Source organism: Microbacterium helvum (assembly GCF_014779795.1).
In the GTDB taxonomy this organism is placed as follows: Bacteria; Actinomycetota; Actinomycetes; order Actinomycetales; family Microbacteriaceae; genus Microbacterium; species Microbacterium helvum.
This window is the reverse complement of record NZ_JACXZS010000006.1, coordinates 282,246-299,089: the sequence shown is the minus strand read 5'-3', so window position 1 is coordinate 299,089 and position 16,844 is coordinate 282,246. Positions and strand designations below refer to the sequence as shown.

Genomic DNA, 16,844 nt, shown 5'->3' with positions numbered 1-16,844 from the left:
CCCCCCCCCCCCCCCCCCCCCCCCCCCCCCCCCCCCCCCCCCCCCCCCCCCCCCCCCCCCCACACCTGGGCGGACCTAGGCTGTGGCGCCAACGTCGGAATCCAGTTCTACTACCAGTCCTACCCCGGTGGCCCTTACTACGTCTCACCTCTGCTCGTGGTCCAGGGGGATCACGTCAGCAAGATTCAGGGTGGAACCTGGAACGGGTATCACAAGGCCTATAACGGCAGCGGAGTCCAGATCGCCTCGGTGAACTCGTAAGGAGCCGTGATGAAGAAGCGAACGATCATTGTCGGTGCGCTCGTTGCCGCAGCCGGCATGGTGACGGTGGGGGGCTTGGCTGCATCCGGCGGAGCACCTACCAACCCCGAGGCAGGGCCCCTGCCTGAGGGTGTCACCGTCGTAACCCAGCAGGTGTACGATGACGCCTTTGCGAAGTTCGAAGCGTGCATGAACGAAGGCGGCGCCCCGCTCACGGGCGTGCGTGTCGTCGGCAGCGTGTATGACTTCGCCTTCCTGGCGCAGCACATGCCTGTGTACGACAAGTGCTATGTCGACTTCGCACCGGTCTCCTTCCAATGGCAGATCGCCCATTCATACGAGTCCGAGACATTCATCAGGTACCGCGAGTGCCTGACCGAGATGGGCATCGAGCCGGGCAAGGACGCCGACACGGTCCTGGCACAGGTTGAGGAGAGCCGCATGGACGTCAGGAAGTGCTTCGAACCGACAATGAATAGGTGACCTGACTGCTCCAGTGGACCGAGGACCCTTCGCGGGCGAGAGCCGGTCGCGGCTGAATTCGCCCGCACCGGACCGGACGGTAACGACCGCGCTACGGTGTCGGCGGGCGGCTTCCCGTCGTCGGCCGGGCGGCTAACCTGGAACGCATGACCGACGCCCCCCGCTCCGGTCTCGCGCTCGAGGAACTCAGCGCCGAGATCCGCCCTCAGGATGATCTGTTCCGCCACGTCAACGGCGCCTGGATCGAACGGACCGAGATCCCCGAAGACAAGGCGCGCTGGGGGTCGTTCCACCTGATCGCGGAGCAGGCCGAGAAGGACGTCCACGCGATCGTCGAGGAGTCGCAGCAGGCCGAGCCCGGCACCGAGGCGCGCAAGATCGGCGATCTCTACACGAGCTTCATGGACACCGAGCGCATCCAGGAGCAGGGCGCAGCGCCGCTGGCCGACACTCTGGCCCGCGTCGAGGCGATCGCCGACATCCCCGGTTTCCTGCGCACGATCGGCGAGTTCGAGCGCGACGGCGTCGCGGCGCTCATCCACCTCTACATCGAGCCCGATCCCGGCAACCCGCAGCGGTACGTGCCGTTCTTCCTGCAGGGCGGGCTGTCGCTGCCCGACGAGAGCTACTACCGGCTCGAGAACTTCCAAGAGACGCGCATCGCGTTCCGCACGCACGTGCACCGCATCCTGGAGCTGGCCGGCGTGGCCGAGGCCGAGGCATCCGCAGACCGCATCGTGGCGCTCGAGACCGAGCTGGCCACCCACCACTGGGACAACGTGGCCAGCCGGGATGCCGTCAAGACCTACAACCTGAAGACGTGGGACGAAGTGCAGGCACTCGTCGGCGTCGACCTCACGCCGTGGCGCGAGGGCGTGGCCCCGGAGCACGCAGAAGCGTTCGCCGAGGTCAACGTCTACCAGCCGAGCTTCTTCGAAGGCCTGGGGGCGCTGTTCGTCGAGGACCGCCTCGAGGACTGGAAGGCCTGGCTGCGCTTCGCGGTCGTGCACTCGGCCGCTCCGTTCCTCTCGGAGGAGTTCGTCGCCGAGAACTTCGGCTTCTACGGCACGCAGCTCACCGGGGTCCCCGTCAACCGCGAGCGCTGGAAGCGCGGCGTCAGCCTCACCGAGGCGGCGATGGGCGAGGCGATCGGCCGCGTCTACGTCGAGCGCCACTTCCCGCCTGCGGCGAAGGTCGCGATGGACGAGCTCGTCGGCAACCTCATCGAGGCGTACCGCCAGTCCATCACCGACCTGGAGTGGATGAGCCCAGAGACCCGCGAGCGCGCGCTCGCCAAGCTCGACGCGTTCACGCCGAAGATCGGCTACCCGGTGGCGTGGAAGGACTACTCCACGCTCGAGATCGATGCCGAGGACGTCGTCGGCAACGTGCGCCGCGCGCACGTGTGGGAGCACGACCGCCAGCTCGCCAAGGTCGGCCAGCCGATCGACCGCGACGAGTGGCTCATGACGCCCCAGACCGTCAACGCGTACTACAACCCGCTCATGAACGAGATCGTGTTCCCCGCGGCGATCCTGCAGTACCCGTTCTTCGACGCCGAGCGCGACGCGGCCGCCAACTACGGCGGCATCGGCGCGGTCATCGGCCACGAGATCGGCCACGGCTTCGACGACCAGGGCAGCCGCTTCGACGGCGACGGGTCGCTGCGCGACTGGTGGACCGACGACGACCGCGCCGCGTTCGAAGAGCGCACCAAGAACCTCATCGCGCAGTACGACGCGCTCGTGCCGCAGGGGCTCGCGGATGAGCACCACGTCAACGGCGCCCTCACGATCGGCGAGAACATCGGCGACCTCGGCGGCCTCGGCATCGCGATCCGGGCGTACGCGCTGTCGCTCGGCACCGATGAGGAGGGCGTGCAGGCGCAGGCGCCCGAGATCGACGGGTTCACCGGCATCCAGCGCCTTCTGCTCAGCTGGGGGCAGATCTGGCAGCAGAAAGGCCGTGACGCCGAGACCATCCGCCTGCTGACGATCGACCCGCACTCGCCGAACGAGTTCCGCTGCAACCAGATCGTCCGCAACATCGACGCGTTCTACGACGCATTCGGTGTCACCGAGTCGGACGCGCTCTGGCTCGACGAGGACCAGCGCGTCACCATCTGGTGACCGCCGATCCTCCACCCCCGGCGCGTCCGCACGGTCGTCGCCACCGCATCACACCGAGAACTGGGGAAGGACGCTCCGTGGGCATGGAGCCCCGAAAGGATGCCGAGTCGCTGCGGGGGGCGCGACGAAGCTCCGGAAAGCGGCTGCCGAAGCGCGCAGCCGTCGGCCGTCGTTCGTTCGCGTCGACGCTGAAGGCGCTGGACGACCTCGCCGCGTCCGGCGCCAAGATCTCGGTGCGGATCACCGACCTCGACCGGGGCACAGCCGTGCTCTCGGGCGACGATTTCGTGACCCTGCCCGTGGCGGGCCTCGGAGTCGTGCCGCTGCTGATCGAGGTGGCGGCGGCGTTCGAGTCCGGACGCCTGGAGCCGCTCGAGATCATCGACCGCGCGCATCACGAGGCGGTCGGCGTCGGCGGCGTGTGGCAGCACCTCAAGGCGCCCGCGCTGCCGCTCGTGGACCTCGCGGTGCTGACGGCGTCGACGGGTGACGCGCTGGCCGCGAACGCGCTGCTGGCCCGCGTGGGGCTGCCGGCGGTGCGGGCGCGCATCGAGCAGTTGGGGCTCTCACGGTCGGCGCTGCTCGATCGCTTCCGCGACGAGCGGGGCCCCGACGACGCTCCGCACTTCGCGCTGGGCTCGGCCCGTGAGCTCGCCGAGGTGTTCGCCGCCCTGGTCAACTCGCAGGTCGTCTCGCCCGGCGTCAGCGCGCAGGTGGCGGAGTGGCTGAGCCTCAACCACGACCTGTCGCTCGTCGCCTCGGCGACGGGGCTCGACCCGTTCTCGCACGAGAACGACGAGCATGGACTGCTCTTCATCAACAAGACTGGCCGGGATGCCGGCATCCGCGTCGAGGCGGGCGTGCTCGCCGGTCCTCGCGCCGGCGTCTCATACGCGCTCATCGTGTGCTTCGACGATCTGTCGATCTCGCACCGCTTGCGGGCGCACGAGGCCTTCCGGATCCTCGGCACCGACCTCATGGAGTACGTGTTCTGACGGGATGCCGCCACCCGCGGCATCCCGTCCCCCTGTCAGGGGGACCGTGGCGCACCCGCGCTCCCGCAGCTGTCTCGTCGCGCCGGCCTGCCTTCGCGAGCCCGGTTCACGCGCCCCCGTGCGGGACCGGTGTCGGGTGCCGCGTACAATGGGATCTTGAAACCGAATGTTGTTCGGTTTTATCTCATCCCTGCCACGGTCAGACCGAAGGAGTTCCCGTGACTGCACGCTCCCGCATGCGCCGCATCGCCCTCGCCGCCCTCGCGGCTTCGACGCTCGGCGCAAGCCTCGCCATCGCCGTTCCCGCGACCGCCGCCCCGCCCGCGAGCCCCGGCCAGTCCGGCGAGCACCCGTGCACGCGGACGCTGGCGGCCGGCACGTCGACGGTCGCCGTCGACTTCGACGGCGCGTCCTACGACGTCCTCGTGCACGTGCCGCAGGCTCCCGCGGCCAAAGCCCTGCCGCTCGTGCTCGACCTGCACGGCTCGAACAACAACGGCGGGCTGCAGGCGCAGGTCTCCGGTCTCGCCGCGGTCGCCGACCGCGAGGGCTTCATCGTGGCCGAGCCGACCGGCGACCTCGCCTTCCCGGCGACGCTGCCGGGCGGCAACTGGGCGTGGAATGTGCCCGGTGTGCCGCTGACCTCCGGGGTGTATCCGGGGGCCGACGCTCGCGACGACGTCGCGTTCCTGCGTGCCGTGGTCGACGAGCTCGACGCCGCCGGCTGCGTCGACGACCGACGCGTGTACGCGACGGGCTACTCGGGCGGCGGGCGGATGGCATCGGCGCTCGCGTGCGAGGCCTCGGACTTGTTCGCCGCGATCGCACCTGTCAGCGGCCTGCGGGCGGGACGCCCGGACCCGGCCGACCTCACGCGCCCCGAGGCCGGCACCTGCGAGCCTGCGAACCCGGTCGCGGTCGTCACGTTCCATGGCACCGCGGACTTCGTCAACCCGTGGGAGGGCAACACGGCCGACGCGCGCTGGGGCTACTCCACCACGGTGGCGGCCCAGACCTGGGCAGGCATCAACGAGTGCGCCGCCGGTCCGGTGGCGTCGGCCGTCAGCCCTTCCGTCACCGCGACCTCGTGGACGCACTGCGACGGCCACGGCGACGTCGTCGTGTACGAGGTGGCGGGCGGCGGCCACACATGGCCGGGCGCCGCCATCGACATGAACGGGTTCGGCCTGGGCTCGATGACGACGGAGATCTCGGCCTCCGAGATCATGTGGGACTTCTTCGCCGCGCACCCGCGCCGCGGCTGAGGGATCCACGGATCTGACGAGAGGGCGGACCGCCGTGACGGCGGTCCGCCCTCCTGCGCTCTCGGGACCCGGCTTCCTGGATCGGCAGGTCGACGGCGTCGTGCTCATCAGCGCCGCCGCGGCCCCTGACGTCCACGAGATCGCGGCCGCCGGCATCCCGCTCGTACTGCTCGACGGCGCCCGCGCACCTCGTGCTCGAGCCGTCGCTGCGGCGGCTCGCCTCGTGCGGCTGCGACCCCGCGGTGCTCTGACGCCGTCGGTCGATGAACCGGGGCGACAGAGCGTTTCCCTATGCCGGGAGGGATCGACTACGCTCACCAGGGTGTCAACACCGCCGTTCCGCGCCGACATCGTCGGCAGCTTCCTCCGTCCCGCCGCACTCGCCGAGGCGCGCCGCCGATTCGCCGCGGGCGACATCGACGCCGATGCGCTGCGTGTCGCGGAAGAGACCGCGATCGCCGAGCTGGTCGTCCGCGAGGCCGACGCCGGCCTGAAGCTCGCGACCGACGGCGAGTTCCGCCGCTCGTGGTGGCACTTCGACTTCTTCGGCCTGCTCGACGGCGTCGAGATCGTCGAGCTCGACCACGGCATCCAGTTCCAGGGCGTGCAGACCAAGCCGCGCGGCATCGAGGTCACCGGCAAGATCGGCTTCTCGGACGCGCACCCGTTCCTCGACCACTTCCGCTCGCTCAAGAGCCTGCTCGAGCGCACCACCGGCGCGGTGCCGAAGTTCAGCATCCCCGCCCCCACCGTGCTCGATTTCCGGCTCGAGCCGGGGCACCTGGAGGGCTCGGGGTACGACGGCCGCGACGACATCGTCGACGACCTTGTGCAGACGTACCGCGACGCCCTGTCGGCGTTCTACGACGCGGGCGCCCGCTACCTGCAGTTCGACGACACCGCGTGGGCGTACCTGTGCTCGGACGAAGAGCTGGCCAAGGCGCGCGAGCGCGGCATCCACACCGACGGCATCGCCGAGCGCTACGCCGGCATCCTCAACCGCATCCTCGACGGCAAGCCGGACGACCTGGTCGTGACGACGCACGTGTGCCGCGGCAACTTCCGCTCGACGTGGATCTCGTCGGGCGGGTACGAGCCGGTCGCCGAGCAGCTGCTGGGCAACACCGCCTACGACGGCTACTTCCTGGAGTACGACAGCGAGCGCGCCGGCGGGTTCGAGCCGCTGCGCTTCCTGCCCGAGGGCGACAAGACGGTCGTGCTCGGACTCATCACGTCCAAGACGGGCGAGCTGGAGGATGTGGATGCCGTGAAGACGCGCATCGACGAGGCCGCCGCGTTCGCGCCGCTCGAGCAGCTGGCGCTGAGCCCGCAGTGCGGCTTCGCCTCGACCGAAGAGGGCAACGTCCTCACCGAGGACGAGCAGTGGGCAAAGGTGCGCGAGGTCGTCGACATCGCGGCCGACGTCTGGCGCTGACCCAAGCCCCTCGGATGTTGAGGTGGCGCTGCGTGCGGCATCCCTCTACGCGATGCGGCAATTTATGCCACCTGTGCGACGAGGTCTGCGCTGCCATGCGCGTTCGGGTGTCGGAAAGTGCGGCATCCCTCATCGTGATGCGGCCACTTGCGCCACGTGAGCGGAGCGGCCGGCGCTGCCTCGGGCGTTCGGGTGGCGCTGTGTGCGGCATACCTCTTCGCGATTCGGCCTTTCGCGCCACCTGAACCTCAAGGGGCGACGGGCCGTGCTTCGCCCGCGTCACACCACGGGCGTGCCGTGGGTGTGGAACGTCTCGATCGTCTTCATCCCCCACGCCTGACCCTTGCGACGCTCGGCCTCCGACCATTCCACGACGGGCTGGTCGGGGTCGAGCAGCAGGCGGGCGCCGGCGTTCGCGAACTCGATGCGGTTGCCTCCCGGCTCCCACACGTAGAGGAAGAACGTCTGGTTGATGGCGTGCTTGTGCGGGCCTGACTCGATGTGGATGCCGTTCTCGAGGAAGATGTCGGCCGCCTTCAGGATGTCCTCACGCGTATCGGGCGCGAAGGCGATGTGGTGCAGCCGGTTGCCGTGCTTGGTCCAGTCGTCGGAGTAGACGACGTCGTACGACTTGAGCGAGAAGTGGAACCACCACGCCGCGAACCTGCCGTTGTCGAGCCGGATGCGCTCCGACTCGCGCATGCCCAGCGCGTCGCGCAGGAACTCGCCGTTCGCCTCGACGTCCTTCGCGAGGTAGTTGATGTGGTCCAGCCGGCGGGCGTTGACACCACGGCCGGGGAAGCGCGACGCCTGGTTCTTCAGCGACGGCGCGTCGTCGGTCGCGGCGTACCGCTCCGCCTCGTAGAAGATCCCCATCGCGTGCCCGTCCGGGTCGGTGAACTCGTACGTCGGCCCGCAGCCGAGGTCGCCGTCGACCCAGCCGGTCCCGAGGCCGGTCGCCTCGATCGCGGCGACACGGCGCTCGAGCGCCTCGGGTGACGACGCCCGGAACGACGTGCGGCCCACGCCCGCGGCATCCGACGCCGTCAGCTTGATCGTGTAGAGCTGGTACTCGTCCCAGGTGCGCAGATAGACGGAGCCGCCCTTCTCGCCGACGACCCGCATGGCGAGCAGCTCCTCGAAGAACCAGCGGCTCTCGGCGGGCTTCGCGGTGAGCAGCTCGACGTGGGCGAGGTGGGCGACGTCGAACGACGTGTACGCGGTCATGGGGCGTCCTCTCTGACGGGTCCGGGGGTCACAGTCGAGGCCGGGGGAACACCCGGCCGTCGAAGAGCTTGCGTGCGGTGCGCAGCGAGAACGAGGTCGCGCGCCACGTGCCGTCGGCGTCGCGGGTGACGCGCACGCGCGACGGGAACGACCCGCTCGGGTGCTCGATCACCGTGTCGCCCGCGTCGGCACCGGCGTCGGCACCGGACGGCCCCGCGATCTCGTGCGCGACGGTGCCGGGGATCCGCACCGCCGCCGCGACGGAGGCCGCCATCAGCACGCCGATCGCCGTGTGCACGCGCGCGGGGATGAACGCGCGGGTCGAGACCGCGCCGCCTGTGCGCGGCGGCGACAGCAGGATCATCTTCGGCACGGTCTGGTGCGTGACATCGCCCAGGCCCAGGAGCGGACCGGCGGCGAGCCGGATGCGCTCGACGCGAGCGACGAGCTCTGCGTCGGCCTCGAGCTGCGCGGGCTCCTCGCCGCCGTCGATGCCGAACTCGTCGCCGCGCAGCAGCACCACCGGCATCCCGTTGTCGATGAGCGTGACGGTGTGACCGTCGATCTCGTCGATCAGGTTGCCGGTCGGCAGCAGCGGCTTGTCGTCACCGCCCCCGACCTCGAGCGAGATCGCCGAAGCCGTCCCCGGCACACCGTCGATGGCGGCGTCGCCGGCGTAGTCGGGCAGACCGTCGGCCGTCGCGAACACGGCGGTGGCGGCATCCCCGGTGTTCAGCAGCCGGATCCGCACCGATGTCAGGGCGCCGGCCGCGGCGACGAGACCGCGCTCGACGGCGAACGGCCCGATGCCGGCGAGCAGATTGCCGCAGGTCTGGGCATCGCCGACCGTCGCCGTGTCGACGCCGACCTGCAGGAACAGATAGTCGATGTCGAAGCCCGGCGCCGTCGACGGCGCCACGACCGCGACCTTGCTGGTGAGCGGGTGGGCGCCGCCGATGCCGTCGATCTGGCGCGGGTCGGGCGATCCCATCACGCGCAGCAGCAGCTCGTCACGTTCGGCCGGGTCGGCGGGCAGATCGTCGGCGAGGAAGTAGGCGCCTTTCGACGTGCCCCCGCGCATGAGCAGGCAGGGGATGCCGTCACGCACCGGATCAGGCGCGCTCATCGTTCCTCGCCTCGAGGTCGGCCTGGGTGATGTACTCGACGCCGAGCTCGGCCAGGAGCGGCCGCAGTCCCTTGCGGTCGAGGCTGAGCTCGCCGGAGCGGTACGCGGCGCGGTCGGCCTCCTCTTTCGCGACGCGGGCGTCGGCGGCGGTGAGCGCGGCCGACGCCTCCCGGCGAGGCACGCGCAGCACTCCGTCGTCGTCGGCGACGACGACGTCGCCGGGCGCCACGGTGACGGCGCCCACCGTGATCGGCACGTTGACCGATCCCGGCGTGGCCTTGACGGTGCCCTGCGCGAAGACGGCCGCCGACCACACCGCGAAGCCCATCGCGCGCAGCTCGGCGACGTCGCGGACGCCTGTGGTGGTCACCAGCCCGCGTGCGCCGCGGGCCTGCAGGGCGGTGGCGAACAGCTCGCCGAACGCGCCGTCGACCGACGGGGACGTCGTGGTGACCACGAGCACGTCTCCCGCGCGGCACTGCTCCACCGCGGCGTGGATCATCAGGTTGTCGCCCGGATGGCACAGCACCGTCACCGCGGTCCCCGAGAGCCGGACGCCGTCCTGGATCGGGCGGATGCCGGGACCGACGAGCCCCGTGCGTCCCATCGCCTCGTGCACCGTCGCCACGCCGTGCGCACCGAGTGCGTCGGCGATCGCGGCCGGCGTCCGCGCGATGTCGGTGACGACGATCGGGCCCGTCACCGCGGCATCCCTCCGCCCCAGCGAGCATGCTCGCTCACGAGAGCACCGCCGTGACCTGGGGGAAGTGGCGCATGTACGCCTCGCCCATCGTCTCGTGCGGCAGGCCCAGGTTGGGGCCGGCGTTGCGCTTGAGCTGCACGCCGCGCCGGACCGCGAGATCGGTGTAGTACGACCACATGTGCTTCTGCGCGGGCAGGCACTCCATCGCGGCGCGTTTGCGCGGGAACGCCTCGGTGATGTCGAGGAGGACGTCGGGGGTGAAGTCGCACTGCTCCGGCTGGTGCGGCTCGAAGAAGAAGACGGGCGGTGCGCCGATGATGTCGTCCTCGCCCGGGTACGAGCCGTCGGAGTTCGCGACGCCGATCGCCTGCGCGAGCACGCGCGCCTCGAGGGCCATGCGCGCTGCGGCCGGGTGATCGCCGTTGTACGGGTCGCGGAGCGTGTGCGTGAGCACGACGGTGGGCTGCACGCGCCGGTACAGGTCGACGATCCGTGAGACGGCCTCGCGGGACTCGACGAGGGGGTAGTCCCCGAGGTCGAGGAACTCGATCTCGGCGCCGAGAGCGGATGCCGCAGCCTGCGCCTCGTCGCGGCGGATGCGCTTGATCTCGTCGATCTTCTTGCCGGCCAGCCACTGACTGGCCGACTCGCCGCGCTCGCCGTACGACAGGCACGCCACGACGGCGCGTTCGCCGCGCAGCGTGGCGGAGGCGATCGCGCCACCGGCGCGCCACACGAAGTCGCCCGCGTGGGCGCTGACGACCAGGAGCGTCTCGGCGGTGTCGGTCATGTGCCCAGCGAAGCACACCGCTGGCGAAATGGTCAACAAATTGTCTACAATCGTGGCGACCAAGTACCTCTGGATGTAGGTACCCGTCAGCACGAACCGGACGAAGAAGTCGAGGGACACATGGCGAGCAATCTGCAAGAGCTCATCACCGAGCGGGGCAACGTGGTCGACATGCTGCGCAACTCGCAGCTGGGTGCGTACATCTACCCCGTCGTACCCGCGGAGTTTACGAACTGGCGCCGCGAGCAGAAGGCGTGGCGCGAGACGGCGGTGCTCTACGACCAGACGCACCACATGGTGAACTTCTTCATGACCGGCACGGATGCGCTGAAGCTGCTCTCGGACACCGGCATCAACTCCTTCGCGAACTTCCCGGTGAACACGGCCAAGCAGTTCGTGCCGACCTCGTCGACCGGCGGCGTCATCGGCGACGGCATCCTCTTCCATCTCGCGGACGACGAGTACGTGTACGTGGGGCGCGCGCCGGGCGCCAACTGGCTGCAGTTCCACGCCGAGACCGGCGGCTACGACGTCGAGACCCGCTACGACGACCGCTCACCGTCCCGGCCCTATGGCGAGGCGGTCACCCGCGAGTTCTATCGGTTCCAGATCCAGGGCCCGAACGCGTGGCCCATCATCGAGAAGCTCGCCGGGCACGAGGTGGAGCAGGTGCGGTTCTTCCACATGGGCGAGCTCGAGATCGCGGGGGAGCGGGTGCGGACCCTGCGTCACGGCATGGCCGGGGCGCCCGGTCTGGAGATCTGGGGGCCGTACGCCCAGCACGGCAGGATCCGGGACGCCGTGCTCGAGGCGGGGCGCGAGTTCGGACTCGAGCCGTGCGGGTCGCGGGCGTACTCGTCGAACACGCTCGAGTCGGGCTGGATCCCCTCGCCGCTTCCGGCGATCTACACCGGCGGCGACATCGAGCGCCGCTACCGCGAGTGGCTGCCCGCGAACAGCTACGAGGCGATCAACGCGCTCGCCGGATCGTTCGTGTCGGACGACATCGAGGACTACTACCTGAACCCGTGGGACCTCGGCTACGGCTCGTTCGTGAAGTTCGACCACGACTTCATCGGCCGCGAGGCGCTGGAGCAGGTCGAGCCGCAGTCGCAGCGCAAGAAGGTCACGCTCGCGTGGAACGACGAGGACCTCGGCCGGATCCTCACGAGCGTGCTCGACCGCGAGGGCCCCGGATACCAGTTCTTCGACCTGCCGAACGCGAACTACGGCTCCTCGAACTACGACTCGGTGATCGACGCCGACGGCAACACCGTGGGACTGTCGCTGTTCACCGGTGTCACCGCGAACGAGAAGCGAGGGCTGTCGCTCGCGACCGTCGACCGCGACGTGCCCATCGGCGCAGAGGTGCGCGTGGTGTGGGGCGAGCCCGACGGAGGCTCGCGCAAGACCACCGTCGAGCCCCACGAGCAGCTCGCGGTGCGGGCCGTCGTGAGCCCGGTGCCGTATGCGGTGACCGCGCGCCAGGAGTACCACGGCGGCTGGCGCACGGCCGGGGTGGCGTAGAGCTCGCGACTGACGCGCCGCTCGCGGCGCGTCAGTCGGGGTCGTGCTCGGCGACGAGGCGCTCGAACCACGCCAGGGTCGCGCGCGTCATGTCGGCGGGCTGGCCTGAGTCGTCGAGCGCGGCGAGTGCGGCGCGCACCTCGTGCTCGCGGCGGGCCGCATGACGCACGCTGCCCTCGACAAGGCGGTCGATGAGCGCGGCGCCGTCGGGACCGAGCTCCTGCGCCATCTGGCCGCGGAGCCAGTCCTCCGCGCCGACGGCGTGCGCTGCGCCGAGGCCCTCCAGCACGAGCGCGGCGAGGCCCTTCATGAAGACGCTCCGCAGCAGCCGCAGCCGCGCGGCCTCGCCGGCCGCGCCGTCGATGACCTCGACCGGAACTCCGAGCGGACCGACGCGGCGGGCGAACGCGGAGGCTCCCGGGCCGCTCGCCAGCAGCGGCGTGCGGTGGCCGGCGCGGACGACCGGGGCGAGGACGGCGACGTCCGCCATGGCCAGGCCGCGGTCTGCGGCGAGACCCGCGATGCGCTCCTTCACCTCGGGGGCGGCGGTGTTCAGATCGGCGTACACCGCGCCGTCGGCGAGGTGCGGCAGCGCCTCGCGTGCCACGGATTCCGCCGCCTGCCCCGTGACGAGACTCAGCGCGACGTCCGCTCCGGCGAGTGCGGCGGCGAACGTCGAGGACTGCGTCACCTCCGGATCATCGAGCTCGTGCGCGGGATCGTACCCCCGCACCGTCGCGCCGGCGCGGGCGAGCCCGCGGGCATACCTGCGGCCCGCCTCGCCGAGGCCCAGGATCGCGATCGTGGTCATGCGGCAGACCTCAAGCCACCTCGGAGGTCCCGCGGGCGGGCGCCGTCGCGGCATCGTGCGGGTCGGCGTCGAGGCTCTCGAGGTACTCCAGCGATCGGCGCGACCCGCTCATCAGCGAGCGGATGCCGTGCGTGCGCTCGTCGACGTCGGGCCGGTAGGCCGACGCGAGGTCGCGGGCGATGCCGTCTGCCGCGCGCCGGAGCAGCTCGGCGTGACCGTGGATCGATCCGCCGTCGTTGGGCACGACGACTCCGATCGCCGCGTACACGCCACCGCCCGGGCCGACGACCGGGACGGCGATGCCGCGGGACTCGGGGTGGATGTGCCCCTCGGTCACCGCGTAGCCCTCGTCGCGGACCCGCCGCAGCCGGGCGCGCAGCTCCGCGCCGGTGTGGATCGTGAGGGCGGTGTAGGCGCGCAGCCCGCCGGCGATGACCTCAGCGACCAGCGCCGGTTCCGCGTGCGCGAGCAGCACGAGACCGCTCGACGAGGCGTGCAGCGGGATGCGTCCGCCGATGAGCGTCGCGTTGACCACGGCGTCGCGCGTCGACATCCGGTCGATGAACAGCACGTCCCGCCCGCTCAGCACGCCCAGCTGCGCGTGCTGCCGGACGCGCTCGTGGACGGCGCCGAGCCAGGGCCGGGCGATCTCGCGCAGCCCGACCGCGCCCGGGGTGCGGCTGGCGAACTCCCACAGCCTCACCCCGAGCCGGTAGGTGCGATCCGGCAGCCGTTCGAGCAGCCCCTCGTGCTCGAGCTCCGCGATCAGCCGGTGCGCGCTGGAGCGAGGGATGCCGGCGGCCTCGGCGATCTCGCTGAGCGTGAGGAAGGGGTGCCACGCGTCGAAGCTCTCGAGCACGCGCAGGTGACGGTGAAGCACCGACTCTCCTGCCGATCCTCGTGCCACGGCATCCTCCTCGACGACGCCCGCCATGCTAGCCCGATCGCGCGGGCGCTCAGGCGTTCTGGCGGTACACCGTCCGCGCGTAGTCGTGATACGGCGCGGGCGCGACCGTCGCGCGGATGCGCACCTGCCGATGCTCCGCCTCGACCGAGTCCTTGCGAGAGATCGGGTCCTCGCCCCACACCACCTCGACCTGCTCGCCGTCGCGGATGCGGGCGTCCAGTGTCGCCAGCGACATGTAGAGCTGGTCGTACGCGACGTAGCCGGCATCCGTCGAGATCCCGGCCCGGCGGCCGTCCTGGAGCACCTCGTCCATCTGGTACAGCCCGTACCGGGCCTTGGGGAAGTCGAGGTACTTCGCGGGCGTCCCCGGCTCGAGCTGCGAGCGCACCACCCCGGCGACGTCGTCGGCGTTCCAGATGAGCGTGACCTTGCGGCGGCCCTGGTTCTCGGCGTGCTTCTCGAGCGCTGCGCGGCCGTGGAAGTCGTGGTCGAAGCGCACCGAGCGGCCGAGGCCGATGTCGAAGGGCGTCATGTAGTAGTCGTGGATGTCGGTCGAATACAGCGAACCGCCGACCGAGCCGATGCGCGCCGCCGGCAGCCATTCGCGGTACTCGGCGAAGTCGTCGTCGAAGACCGCCGGGAACGGCGTCGGCACCCACCCGGACTCGAGCGGCGACGACGAGTACGCCTTGGCCCCGACGCGGCGGATGCCGTGCTCCTCGCCGGCGGTCATGAGCGCGTCCAGCACGATCTCGTTGTCGGCCCACGGTCCGTAGAACTCGAATCCGGGCTGACCGGCCATGCCGTGGCGGAGCGCCTTGACGGGCCGGCCGGCGATCTCGACGTCGCCGATGTGGAAGAACTTGATCTCGGGCACCGGCCCGCCGAACACCTTCTCCATGACGGCATCGGCGTGGGGGCCCTGCAGCTCGTACCGGTAGAACGTGGGCGGGCCCTGGCGCATGTGCGAGTTCGGCTCCAGCCGGGCGTTGACGTCCTTGCCTGCGGCCCGCGCGCGCTCGACGTTGAACCGCACCCAGTCGATGAGGATGTGGTGGCCGATGAGCACCAGGCCCTCCGGGCCGTCGGCGTTGTAGAACAGGATGCCGTCGCCGATGAGGTAGCCGTCGCGGTTGACCGAGATCAGCTGCTTCGCGACGCCGGGCCGGAACGTGGCGAAGGTGTTGGGCGAGATCGAGCTCAAGAGCGCGATGAGGTCTGCACCGTCCAGGAACAGCTGCGTCATGTGGTGCGACTGGTCCATCAGCGCGACGGAGGTGTTCCAGGCCCGCTGCTCGTCGCGCCAGTTGGTGAACTCGGGCGCCACCGGAAAGGTGAACGCCGGCCAGTTCTGGTTGCGCAGCAGCTCGACGGGGCTTCCTGCGCGCTCGATCGCCTGCGCCAATGTCTCGGTCATCGTCGACCCTCCTCTTCGATTGCGGTCGTTCGCCGTCGGCCGCGGTGGGCCGCGTCGGCGTCCGTCAGCGTAGGAGCCGCTTCGTCGCCTGCGCTCCGCGCTCTTCCGTTGAGCGGAATCGGATGCCGCACGCCGACGTCGCGTGCGACAGCATCGATTCTCAACATCACGGTAGCGAATCTTCACACCAAAATCGTTGACAATCCTGCCGAGGGTCCGTAGTTTTCCCAGCAGGGAGGACTCGACTCCCGGTTCGACCGCGACGACGCGACGACGCGAAAGGTGGAGCGATGGGCGCTCGGCTCGCAGTCCGCGACGTCAGCCTTCAGTTCGGCGGCGTCAAGGTGCTGGAGGACGTGTCGTTCACGGTCGAGGCGGGCCAGATCTTCGGCCTCGTCGGACCGAACGGAGCCGGCAAGACCTCGCTGTTCAACTGCGTGAGCGGGCACTACCGCCCCAGCTCGGGGTCCATCACGATCGATGACGACGAGGTGCTCGGCTCACCCCCGGCGACACTCGCACGCCATGGGCTCGCCCGCACGTTCCAGCATCCGGCCCTGCAGCTGCACGCGACGGTGCTCGAGAACGTCCTGCTCGGGGCGCACAGCCGACTGCCCGGCGGCCCGGTCGAATGGTCGCTGCGGCTGCCGAGGACCGGGCGCAGCGAGAAGGCGCTGCGCCAGGAGGCGCTCGAGCTGCTGGACGGCCACGGCCTGGCGTGGGCCGCACGGACGCGGGCGGACGAGCTCTCGCACGGTCTGCACAAGGGCGTCGAGCTGTGCCGCGCGCTTCTCATGAAGCCGCGCCTGCTGCTGCTGGACGAACCCGCCGCCGGCCTGCCGCACTCGGAGGTCGAGCAGCTCATCGAGACCGTTCGCCGCGTGCGCGACGACGACATCACCGTCGTGATCGTCGAGCACAACATGGGCCTCATCTCCGCTCTCACCGATCGCGTCGTGGTGCTCGACCACGGCCGCAAGCTCATGGAGGGATCGGCCGTCGAGGCGCAGGCCGACCCCCGCGTCATCGAGGCGTATCTCGGAAAGGACGCGGCCGATGACGCTGCTTGAGCTCGCGGACGTGCGGGCGTTCTACGGCAGGGTGCAGGTGCTCGAGGGCGTCTCGCTCACCGTCCCCGAGGGCGGCGCGGTCGGCATCCTGGGCGCCAACGGCGCGGGCAAGACGACGACGCTGCGGGCGATCTCCGGCACCGTGCGTTCGACGGGCACGATCCGCTTCGACGGCAAGGACCTCCGCGGCCTCCGCCCCGACCAGGTGGCGGCGCTCGGCATCGCCCACGTGCCCGAGGGGCGCGGCACGCTCGGCGATCTCACCGTCCGCGAGAACCTGCGGGTCGGCGCCTACCGCCGCAAGGACGCGAAGGCCGTTCGCGCCGACGTCGACTACTGCCTCGAGCTGTTCCCGCAGCTGAAGGACCGCATCCGGTCGAACGCCTCGGCGCTGTCGGGCGGCGAGCAGCAGATGCTCGCCATCGCCCGGGCGATCATGGCCAGGCCGCGGCTGCTGCTGCTGGACGAGGCATCCCTCGGTCTCGCGCCCGGCACCGCCAAGACCGTGTACCAGGCCATCGGGCGGCTGCGCAGCGAATCGGGCATCGCGATGCTCGTGGTCGAGCAGAACGCCAACCTCGCCTTCACCCTCGTCGACAGCGCCACCGTGCTCGAGACCGGCCGCAACGCCCTCACCGGTTCCACGGCGGAGCTTCGCGGCATGGACGAGATCCGCCGCGCGTACCTGGGAGGCTGAC

15 protein-coding genes are annotated in these 16,844 nt (G+C 70.6%); 8 read left to right on the top strand and 7 right to left on the bottom strand.

Going from position 1 to position 16,844, the window contains the following annotated elements; translation table 11 throughout:
* Positions 1-270: 270 nt before the first annotated feature.
* The 5 genes from IF188_RS11365 to IF188_RS11345 all read left to right on the top strand — a co-directional run bounded on the left by IF188_RS11365 (position 271) and on the right by IF188_RS11345 (position 6,568).
* Positions 271-744: a hypothetical protein gene (locus IF188_RS11365; RefSeq protein WP_191171915.1), complete on the top strand. Its 474-nt coding sequence runs from the start codon at positions 271-273 to the stop codon at positions 742-744.
* A 146-nt stretch (positions 745-890) separates the two neighbouring features.
* The gene (locus tag IF188_RS11360) at positions 891-2,873 is read left to right on the top strand and encodes a M13 family metallopeptidase (protein ID WP_191171914.1); all 1,983 of its coding nucleotides are present in this window, start codon (positions 891-893) and stop codon (positions 2,871-2,873) included.
* Between the two features lie 83 nt (positions 2,874-2,956).
* The gene (locus IF188_RS11355) at positions 2,957-3,868 is read left to right on the top strand and encodes a serine hydrolase (RefSeq protein ID WP_191171913.1); all 912 of its coding nucleotides are present in this window, start codon (positions 2,957-2,959) and stop codon (positions 3,866-3,868) included.
* A 218-nt stretch (positions 3,869-4,086) separates the two neighbouring features.
* Positions 4,087-5,133, top strand: coding sequence for an alpha/beta hydrolase family esterase (locus IF188_RS11350; protein WP_191171912.1), 1,047 nt, complete (start codon positions 4,087-4,089; stop codon positions 5,131-5,133).
* Between the two features lie 322 nt (positions 5,134-5,455).
* Complete coding sequence (locus IF188_RS11345; protein ID WP_191171911.1) at positions 5,456-6,568, top strand: 5-methyltetrahydropteroyltriglutamate--homocysteine S-methyltransferase; 1,113 nt, start codon at positions 5,456-5,458, stop codon at positions 6,566-6,568.
* Between the two features lie 279 nt (positions 6,569-6,847).
* Here the strand turns inward: IF188_RS11345 and IF188_RS11340 are convergent, their stop codons facing one another.
* From IF188_RS11340 to IF188_RS11325, 4 genes are read right to left on the bottom strand one after another with little or no spacing between them, the layout of a single operon-like run.
* Positions 6,848-7,795 (bottom strand): VOC family protein, encoded by a 948-nt coding sequence (locus tag IF188_RS11340; protein WP_191171910.1) that lies wholly within the window; start codon positions 7,793-7,795, stop codon positions 6,848-6,850.
* A gap of 28 nt (positions 7,796-7,823) precedes the next feature.
* Entirely contained in the window at positions 7,824-8,921 is a 1,098-nt protein-coding gene (locus tag IF188_RS11335) for a 4-oxalomesaconate tautomerase (RefSeq protein ID WP_191171909.1), read from the bottom strand.
* On the bottom strand, positions 8,908-9,624 hold the full coding sequence (locus IF188_RS11330) for a 4-carboxy-4-hydroxy-2-oxoadipate aldolase/oxaloacetate decarboxylase (RefSeq protein ID WP_191171908.1): 717 nt from the start codon (positions 9,622-9,624) through the stop codon (positions 8,908-8,910). Before IF188_RS11330 ends, IF188_RS11335 begins: the two co-directional genes overlap by 14 nt.
* Positions 9,625-9,658: 34 nt before the next feature.
* On the bottom strand, positions 9,659-10,414 hold the full coding sequence (locus tag IF188_RS11325; protein ID WP_191171907.1) for a PIG-L deacetylase family protein: 756 nt from the start codon (positions 10,412-10,414) through the stop codon (positions 9,659-9,661).
* Between the two features lie 120 nt (positions 10,415-10,534).
* Here IF188_RS11325 and ligM point away from each other — a divergent pair, with 120 nt between their 5' ends.
* On the top strand, positions 10,535-11,941 hold the full coding sequence (ligM, locus tag IF188_RS11320; RefSeq protein WP_191171906.1) for a vanillate/3-O-methylgallate O-demethylase: 1,407 nt from the start codon (positions 10,535-10,537) through the stop codon (positions 11,939-11,941).
* Positions 11,942-11,972: 31 nt separating this feature from the next.
* Here ligM and IF188_RS11315 read toward each other — a convergent pair whose 3' ends face one another.
* The 3 genes from IF188_RS11315 to IF188_RS11305 are packed head-to-tail and all read right to left on the bottom strand — an operon-like array spanning position 11,973 to position 15,076.
* On the bottom strand, positions 11,973-12,752 hold the full coding sequence (locus IF188_RS11315) for a DUF1932 domain-containing protein (protein ID WP_191171905.1): 780 nt from the start codon (positions 12,750-12,752) through the stop codon (positions 11,973-11,975).
* Between the two features lie 10 nt (positions 12,753-12,762).
* Positions 12,763-13,659 (bottom strand): IclR family transcriptional regulator, encoded by an 897-nt coding sequence (locus IF188_RS11310; protein ID WP_191171904.1) that lies wholly within the window; start codon positions 13,657-13,659, stop codon positions 12,763-12,765.
* A gap of 49 nt (positions 13,660-13,708) precedes the next feature.
* Positions 13,709-15,076, bottom strand: coding sequence for an aminomethyl transferase family protein (locus tag IF188_RS11305; RefSeq protein ID WP_191171903.1), 1,368 nt, complete (start codon positions 15,074-15,076; stop codon positions 13,709-13,711).
* 290 nt (positions 15,077-15,366) lie between these two features.
* On the opposite strand from IF188_RS11305, the gene IF188_RS11300 reads away from it, so the two are divergent.
* Positions 15,367-16,146 carry an ABC transporter ATP-binding protein gene (locus IF188_RS11300; RefSeq protein WP_191171902.1) on the top strand — a complete coding sequence of 260 codons (780 nt, stop codon included), beginning with the start codon at positions 15,367-15,369 and terminating at the stop codon, positions 16,144-16,146.
* Positions 16,133-16,843, top strand: coding sequence for an ABC transporter ATP-binding protein (locus tag IF188_RS11295; RefSeq protein WP_191171901.1), 711 nt, complete (start codon positions 16,133-16,135; stop codon positions 16,841-16,843). The genes IF188_RS11300 and IF188_RS11295 overlap by 14 nt, the downstream gene beginning before the upstream one ends.
* Position 16,844: the final 1 nt, after the last annotated feature.

Bases quoted from the DNA above. Each gene is read 5' to 3' on its own strand.
- IF188_RS11365 (WP_191171915.1), top strand. From the start codon at position 271: ATGAAGAAGCGAACGATCATTGTCGGTGCGCTCGTTGCCGCAGCCGGC.
- IF188_RS11360 (WP_191171914.1), top strand. From the start codon at position 891: ATGACCGACGCCCCCCGCTCCGGTCTCGCGCTCGAGGAACTCAGCGCC.
- IF188_RS11355 (WP_191171913.1), top strand. From the start codon at position 2,957: ATGGAGCCCCGAAAGGATGCCGAGTCGCTGCGGGGGGCGCGACGAAGC.
- IF188_RS11340 (WP_191171910.1), bottom strand. From the start codon at position 7,795: ATGACCGCGTACACGTCGTTCGACGTCGCCCACCTCGCCCACGTCGAG.
- IF188_RS11335 (WP_191171909.1), bottom strand. From the start codon at position 8,921: ATGAGCGCGCCTGATCCGGTGCGTGACGGCATCCCCTGCCTGCTCATG.
- IF188_RS11325 (WP_191171907.1), bottom strand. From the start codon at position 10,414: ATGACCGACACCGCCGAGACGCTCCTGGTCGTCAGCGCCCACGCGGGC.
- ligM (WP_191171906.1), top strand. From the start codon at position 10,535: ATGGCGAGCAATCTGCAAGAGCTCATCACCGAGCGGGGCAACGTGGTC.
- IF188_RS11315 (WP_191171905.1), bottom strand. From the start codon at position 12,752: ATGACCACGATCGCGATCCTGGGCCTCGGCGAGGCGGGCCGCAGGTAT.
- IF188_RS11305 (WP_191171903.1), bottom strand. From the start codon at position 15,076: ATGACCGAGACATTGGCGCAGGCGATCGAGCGCGCAGGAAGCCCCGTC.
- IF188_RS11300 (WP_191171902.1), top strand. From the start codon at position 15,367: ATGGGCGCTCGGCTCGCAGTCCGCGACGTCAGCCTTCAGTTCGGCGGC.
- IF188_RS11295 (WP_191171901.1), top strand. From the start codon at position 16,133: ATGACGCTGCTTGAGCTCGCGGACGTGCGGGCGTTCTACGGCAGGGTG.